Source organism: Nostoc sp. PCC 9305 (assembly GCF_963920915.1).
In the GTDB taxonomy this organism is placed as follows: Bacteria; Cyanobacteriota; Cyanobacteriia; order Cyanobacteriales; family Nostocaceae; genus Nostoc.
This window is the reverse complement of record NZ_CAWUDN010000104.1, coordinates 22,409-29,138: the sequence shown is the minus strand read 5'-3', so window position 1 is coordinate 29,138 and position 6,730 is coordinate 22,409. Positions and strand designations below refer to the sequence as shown.

6 protein-coding genes are annotated in these 6,730 nt (G+C 45.1%); 3 read left to right on the top strand and 3 right to left on the bottom strand.

From position 1 onward, the window contains the following. Window positions 1–447: 447 nt before the first annotated feature. Window positions 448–1,728 (bottom strand): vWA domain-containing protein, encoded by a 1,281-nt coding sequence (locus ACM0OX_RS28635; RefSeq protein ID WP_414518382.1) that lies wholly within the window; start codon window positions 1,726–1,728, stop codon window positions 448–450. Next, window positions 1,725–2,981 (bottom strand): vWA domain-containing protein, encoded by a 1,257-nt coding sequence (locus ACM0OX_RS28630; protein WP_094347588.1) that lies wholly within the window; start codon window positions 2,979–2,981, stop codon window positions 1,725–1,727. Before ACM0OX_RS28630 ends, ACM0OX_RS28635 begins: the two co-directional genes overlap by 4 nt. Before the next feature lie 237 nt (window positions 2,982–3,218). Between ACM0OX_RS28630 and ACM0OX_RS28625 the strand changes: the two genes are divergently transcribed. The 3 genes from ACM0OX_RS28625 to ACM0OX_RS28615 all read left to right on the top strand — a co-directional run bounded on the left by ACM0OX_RS28625 (window position 3,219) and on the right by ACM0OX_RS28615 (window position 5,445). Then, window positions 3,219–3,881 (top strand): ATP-dependent Clp protease proteolytic subunit, encoded by a 663-nt coding sequence (locus ACM0OX_RS28625; RefSeq protein ID WP_334844585.1) that lies wholly within the window; start codon window positions 3,219–3,221, stop codon window positions 3,879–3,881. A gap of 97 nt (window positions 3,882–3,978) precedes the next feature. Then, window positions 3,979–4,590 carry an ATP-dependent Clp protease proteolytic subunit gene (locus ACM0OX_RS28620; RefSeq protein WP_334696314.1) on the top strand — a complete coding sequence of 204 codons (612 nt, stop codon included), beginning with the start codon at window positions 3,979–3,981 and terminating at the stop codon, window positions 4,588–4,590. Window positions 4,591–4,821: 231 nt separating this feature from the next. After that, window positions 4,822–5,445 (top strand): J domain-containing protein, encoded by a 624-nt coding sequence (locus tag ACM0OX_RS28615; RefSeq protein WP_322735688.1) that lies wholly within the window; start codon window positions 4,822–4,824, stop codon window positions 5,443–5,445. Between the two features lie 83 nt (window positions 5,446–5,528). Here ACM0OX_RS28615 and ACM0OX_RS28610 read toward each other — a convergent pair whose 3' ends face one another. Then, window positions 5,529–6,728, bottom strand: a complete 1,200-nt coding sequence (locus ACM0OX_RS28610) for a PLP-dependent aminotransferase family protein (protein WP_414518379.1) — start codon at window positions 6,726–6,728, stop codon at window positions 5,529–5,531. Window positions 6,729–6,730 lie beyond the last annotated feature (2 nt).

The following is a 6,730-nucleotide window of genomic DNA, read 5'->3' as shown; positions in this document are numbered from 1 at the left end:
ACCACCTCAGTACCCCATTTTTGACTGTAGCGTTTCCTATCCTGTGAACGGTTACCAAAAATCGTCAGTACGGGCATTGGAGTAATTGGTTTGGCGGTCAAAGTCACAAAAGCTGGAGTGCAAGTAAGTACTGGTGATTATTTAGGAGCAGCAACAACAATAGCCGGAATGCCAGGAAATGACAATAACCCGACGACTAGTACCTAGTCGAGTTTTTTAATGCAAATAAATAAAACCAAAAACCTAATTGAGTTTTTGGTTTTATTTATTTGCATATTATTTTACCAATTGCTAAATACCTACGGAAAATGTGGTTTTTCCGGCTATAAATATTTACTGTTTATTGTCAATGCATAAGTCCTAAATATGCTCTAATTGTGATCGCAGACACCAGCAAACAGCATTAGTTTATAAAAAGCCCCGTTAATCAGCAACGTTGAATTTTTACTATTCCTGTAAAACAGTCTTTGATACAATCCTAGTTTTCTTAAGGTCAGCTTCGGAAAGTTCTTCTCCAGCTTGCAAGCGAGTCGCGGAAGTTTGCAACACTGTTGCTGCACCTTTATCTCCAATTTGTAAAGCAGTTTTAGCAGCTGTTTGTAGCATCGTAGCTGCACCAGTGCGATCGCCTTGTTGCAATTTCGCCTCAGCTAACTGGGTTTGCCGATACTTCGCTAATGCTAAAATAGACTTCTGCACCTGGGGATTAGATGTCGGTTGATACGCCCGCACTACATCTGCATACACTGGCATCAAGGGCGAAAGTAAACCTTCTTCGTTAACCAACGGGTCATCATAACGAATTTGCAGATGAGCGATCGCTTGTTTCCCTTCTGGCAATTGTCCCAGATAAATGTTCGCCAAAACTACCCTTTCCACATCCTGCATTAAATCTCCCAAACGCACAGCAAAGCTACCATCAGCTTCGGGTTCCACTGGTAACTCGATTGTATCTGGGGCAACTTGGGCAATGGGTTTCAATTCTGCTAGTCGGACATTGGGCACTAAAGATAACAGCAAGTAGGCATTAGTTAGCCCAATCGATTGAATCCGTCCGAACAGTCGGCTAAATTGCTCTACAGCTTGTTCAGGATGCTCAATATGGGCTAAAGTCCCACCACCGACATCGGCAATTTTTTCTAGCAAATCCTGATTCCAGCTATTACCAAATCCGAAAGTGTTGATAGTTAGGTTCAGCTTGGCAGCCTTTTGCGCCAGTTTGAGACAGCGTTTGTTGTCATCTCGCCCAATATCCCATTTCCAAATCCGCAAACCGCTTTCACCATGCCCATCCGTCAGCAGAAACGCCTGAGAAACAGCGCCTCTTGTGCCCTTCATCAATTCTGTAATTCCCAATTCCAAACCGTCAGCGATCGCAGTGCCGCCGCTAGCAGTCAGTTTGCTTTTTATTTGAGATTTGATGCTTTCGGGGTCTTCGATCGCTTGGTTAGGGATAATGACTTCCGCAGAACCGGAAAAAGCCACAACTGAGATGCGATCGCCTACTTTTAACCGATCGATTAATCCTTCCACCGCCTGGATCACCGTTTTAATTGGTTGTCCATGCATGGAACCACTTTTATCCAAAATCAAGCAGAGATTAAGGGGGAGATTTCGATCGGACTCACCAGCAATCGCAAAAATCGTCATTGCTAGTTGACGTTGGCTACTTGTTTGAGCCACATCAACATTATTGTCATTTAACGCCGAGAGCAATTTAACTTTCATTGAGGAGGAGTATCTTGCAAAACTGTTTTGGAGACAATTCTGGTTTTCTTGCGATCGCTTTCAGATAAATCTCCACCAGATTGTAGCTGGGTGGCAGAAGTTTGCAACACCGTCGCCGCCCCTGTATCTCCCATTTGCAAGGCAGTTTTCGCAGCCGTTTGTAACATCGTCGCTGCACCAGAGCGATCGCCCTGTTGCAATTTCGTTTCGGCTAGTTGGGTTTGACGATACTTAGCTAATGCTAAAATAGAATGTTGCACTTGGGGATTCGGGTCTGCTTGGTAGTTTTTGACTACATGGGCGTAAACTGGGATATTTGGTGTAACTAAACCTACTTTGTTGGCGGCTGGATCGTCGTAGCGGACTTGCACATTAGCGATCGCTTGTTCACCTGTTGGCAATTGTCCCAAATAAATATTAGCTAAGATTACCCGTTCTGCATCTTTCATTAAATCTCCCAACCGCACAGCGAAACGTCCATCAGCTTCTTGTTGCAGTGGTAACTCGATTGTGTCTGGGGAAACTTGGGCGATAGGTTTGAGTTCTGCTAGCCGGACATAGGGCATCAGGGAGAATAACAGATAAGCATTAGTCAATCCAACAGTTTGAATACGGCTGAACAGGCGATTAAACTCTTCCTCTGCCTGTTCGGGTTTTTGAATATAAGATAAAGTACCTAAGCCAGCATCGGCGATTTTTTCTAAAACATCTTGGTTCCAGTTGTCACCAAATCCCAAAGTATTCAAAGTCAAATTATAGCTAGCAGCCAATTGGGCAAATTTCAAACAGCGATTGTTATCACCGTGTTCATTTTCCCCGTCGGTTAACAAAAAGGCTTGGGAAACAGTATCTTTTTTGCCCTTCGCCAACTCCTCAATCCCCAAGCGCAGTCCTTCATCGATCGCAGTTCCACCATCGGCGGCTAGGCGATTAATTTGCTGTTTGATTTTCTCTGGATTTTCGACACTTTGACTGGGTACTAAGACTTTGGCACGGTGATCGAAAACTACCACACTGAGGCGATCGCCAGGATTGAGTCTATCTACCAGACGATTCGCTGCTTTTTTGACCGTTTCTAGCGATCGCCCGTTCATCGAACCACTATGATCGAGAATTAAGCATAAATTCAGAGGTACATGGCGGTCTTGAGTCTCTGCGATCGCTGAAATCGAAATTCCCAACTGACGTTGACTGTTCAGTTGATTTGCGTCCAAATTACCATCATTCAAGGCAGGCTGCAAATTAACCTTCATAACTCAAAGTCCCTATTCAGGATATACATTTAAAAAATAACTTCAAAGCACTACTTTAGCTCTACGGAAAACCTATCCAACACAAATACACTAATATAATCAGAATATCTTAGAAGCCAAGCATTGGCAGATGCGAAGCCACCTTCAGCATTAGGGAGAAATCCGCACCTTGAGGAAGACTGGCATCGCGCTAGGATGTATTACAGTTAACGGCATAGTTTCAGGCGATCAGTTGCTATGGACATTTCCCCAATCAAAGCTGTTCAAGCCCCATATTACGGCGATAGCTCTTACCGGACACCACCGCCAGATTTACCTTCCCTTTTATTGAAGGAGCGAATCGTCTATATTGGGATGCCACTGGTGCCTGCTGTTACGGAATTAATCGTAGCCGAATTGCTGTTTTTGCAATCCGACGACCCCGACAAACCGATTAAAATCTATATCAACTCCACCGGCACTTCCGGTTACAGTGGCGAACCCATTGGCTTTGAAACCGAAGCCTTCGCCATCTATGACACCATGAAATATATCAAACCTCCTATCCACACCATCTGCGTCGGTTCGGCGATGGGTATGGCAGCGATGCTTCTCAGTGCTGGTACAAAAGGTTGCCGCGCTAGTTTGCCTCACTCCTCGATTATCCTGCATCAGCCTAAGAGCTACGCCCAAGGTCAAGCAACGGATATTCAAATTCGCGCCAGGGAAGTTTTGGTAAATAAAGGGGCGTTAGTTGATATCTTACATCGCACCACTGGACAGGCTCCAGAAAAAATTACTAAAGACATGGATCGGTTGTTATATTTAACACCATACGAAGCGAAAGAATACGGTTTAATTGACCGAGTTTTTGAGAAAGAAGAACTTGCAAATCCCCCACTTCCTGCCAGTGTCCTTTAATTTAGTTAGGAGTTAGGAGTTATGAGTTATTGAAAACTCCTAACTTTTAACTCCTAACTTTCCCACCGCCCCCAAATTATTAAAAACGGAGTAAATTATGCCTATAGGCGTTCCTAAAGTTCCTTACCGGATGCCCGGTGGACAATATACAGATTGGATTAGCATCTACGATCGCCTTTACCGGGAACGGATTATATTCTTGGGGCGAGATATTGATGATGAAATTGCCAATCAAATTATCGCTGTAATGCTGTATCTGGATTCAGACGACCCAGGTAAAGATATTTATTTATACATCAACTCCCCCGGTGGGATGGTTACATCTGGCATGGCGATTTTTGACACCATGCAACATATCAAATCAGATGTGGTAACTATTTGCGTGGGATTAGCTGCTTCAATGGGGTCTTTCCTGCTAGCAGCTGGCACCAAAGGCAAACGCCTAGCATTGCCTCACTCACGGATTATGATTCACCAGCCTTCAGGTGGCACCCGCGGACAAGCAACCGATATCGAAATTGAAGCTAGAGAGATTCTGCGGATTCGTCACCAGCTCAATGGCATTTATGCAGATAAAACTGGTCAGACCATAGCAAAAATTGAAAAAGATATGGATCGTGACTTTTTCATGTCTGCCGAAGAGGCAAAAGAATACGGTTTAATTGACCGTGTGATTGAAGAACGAACCTCGGTAATAACTGGGGAGTAGGGAGGCAGGGGCAGGGGAGCAGAGGAGCAGGGGAGCAGAGGAGCAGGGGAAGAATTCTAACTTCTAACTCCTAACTCCTAACTCCTAACTCCTAACTTCCCTTCTTTAAACAAACTGTCAACATTGAACTTTAAAATAAAAAATTAGCCCTTATCATTAATAGTCCGGGCTTGAAGCTGAGACTGACAGATAATAGCCAATAGCTAAATATTCGATAGCTGATAGCTCAAGATGGATCTTGGAGATTGCTACCGTTTACTAGGTTTAAGATCGGGAGCTTCTTTTGCTGACATCAAAGCGTCTTACCGACGACTGGCGCAGCAATATCATCCCGATATCAACCCAGATGACAACAAAGCCAAAGATAAGTTTATTGCCTTAACAGAGGCCTACAAACTCCTGCTGACGGTAGTACTACCAGAGGAAATTGGCGTACATTCAAGTCAGGTGTCAACGTCTGGACGTGATGACGCCAAGGCAACGCAGCGGCAGAAAACACCAGTAACGACGGTGACAAGCCAACAATCAGAGAAACCAAAGCCGCCGAATCTGTTGGAAATAGAAGAACGGCTGAAGTGGAAGACTTATGAGCAATTGCAGCGATTTTTGCAAGAAAGACGATTTCCGCAAGCGATCGCCCTGGCGGAAGCTTTAGCAGATCGTTTGTCAACAGATGCAGAAGTTCGCCAATGGCTAGCGATCGCTTATCAAATTTGGGGACGGGCGCTAATTTCCGAAAAACAACTACTCAAAGCCAGAATTTATCTCAAAAAAGCTTTAAAAACAGATCCTCATAATAAAAGTCTCTGGTATGAAGTCCAGCGCGATTTCCAGCGCTTGGAGCAAATTTTTTAAAGTTTACAAAATTTATCGAAGAAGGCAGGAGGCATCATTTGTTCCTCTTGCCTCCTGCCTCCTACCTCGTGCCTCCTAAAGAATTACCGCCATCCACGTAGCACTGCTCCCAAGGTAGCGATTCCCTCAAGAATCTTCTCGGTTGTTTGAAAGCTAAAAGCTAATCTGATGGCATCATCTCCCTGTCCATTGGCATAGCAACGAGTCCCTGGCAGAAAACTGACGCCGTGTTCATTGGCAGCAGTTAAGAGTGCTTTGGCGCTGATGTCTGGCGGCAATTTACACCACACAAAAAAGCCACCACCTGGTCGCAAAGCAACGACATCACTGGGAAATTCGTGAGCGATCGCTTCTAACAACAAATTACACTTATGTTTGTAACAGGCGATTAGCTCCTGAATGTGACGATCTAGTTTACCTGTAGCACAGTAGCGGCCAACCACATGGCTGACAAACGGCCCCACAGGCCCTTCACTTTTGAACATTGCCAACCGCTCAATAATTGCTGGATCGCCACAAGCCCAGCCTAGCCGGATACCAGGCGCAATGATTTTTGAGAAGGTATTTACATATAACACCCACCCCTCCTTGTCAAGGCTTGCCAAAGATGGCACAGCTTTGCCTTGGAAGCGCAAATCGCTGTAGGCATCGTCTTCTACCACCAACACGCCATACTCAGCCGCTAACGCTACCATTTTTTGGCGGCGAGATAACGGCATAGTAGTGCCTGTGGGATTATGAAAAGTAGGGATAGTGTAAATAAACCTGGGTCGAATACCCCGTTTTTTCAAGTCGCTTAAAGTTTCTTCTAACGCATCTACATCCATTCCCATCTCATCTACAGGAATGGTAATCAGGCGGGCGCCAGCCTGGACAAATCTACTAACTACTCCCAAGAAGGTTGGCCCTTCCACAATTACCACATCACCAGGTTCGAGAAACACATCTGGTAGCAAGCCCAAAATCTGACCGGAACCGTAGCCAATAATTACGCGATCGCGATCGGCGGGTATTCCTTGAGCCTGCAAGCGGAGGATTATTTGTTCATAAAGTTGGGCTGAGGGTGGCCCGTAATTGAGAGCGATCGGAGCTTCTTCTGCCAGTACAGCCGCACTTGCAGCAGACAAGTCAGCATGAGGAAAGAGAATTGGGTCAGCCAGACCATAGGCAAAGCTGACGGTGATGATTTTGGTTAACTCAGTGCCGTAAGTTGGTGGTGTCAGATTTCTAGCTCTTTCGGCGAACAAATCAGCAATTTGGTAAGCAGAAGTGGTAGAAGCCATAA

Coding starts and splice junctions, on each gene's coding strand:
- ACM0OX_RS28635 (WP_414518382.1), bottom strand. CDS start 1,728: ATGAAAGTTAAATTGCTCTCGGCGTTAAATGACAATAATGTTGATGTG.
- ACM0OX_RS28630 (WP_094347588.1), bottom strand. CDS start 2,981: ATGAAGGTTAATTTGCAGCCTGCCTTGAATGATGGTAATTTGGACGCA.
- ACM0OX_RS28625 (WP_334844585.1), top strand. CDS start 3,219: ATGGACATTTCCCCAATCAAAGCTGTTCAAGCCCCATATTACGGCGAT.
- ACM0OX_RS28620 (WP_334696314.1), top strand. CDS start 3,979: ATGCCTATAGGCGTTCCTAAAGTTCCTTACCGGATGCCCGGTGGACAA.
- ACM0OX_RS28615 (WP_322735688.1), top strand. CDS start 4,822: ATGGATCTTGGAGATTGCTACCGTTTACTAGGTTTAAGATCGGGAGCT.
- ACM0OX_RS28610 (WP_414518379.1), bottom strand. CDS start 6,728: ATGGCTTCTACCACTTCTGCTTACCAAATTGCTGATTTGTTCGCCGAA.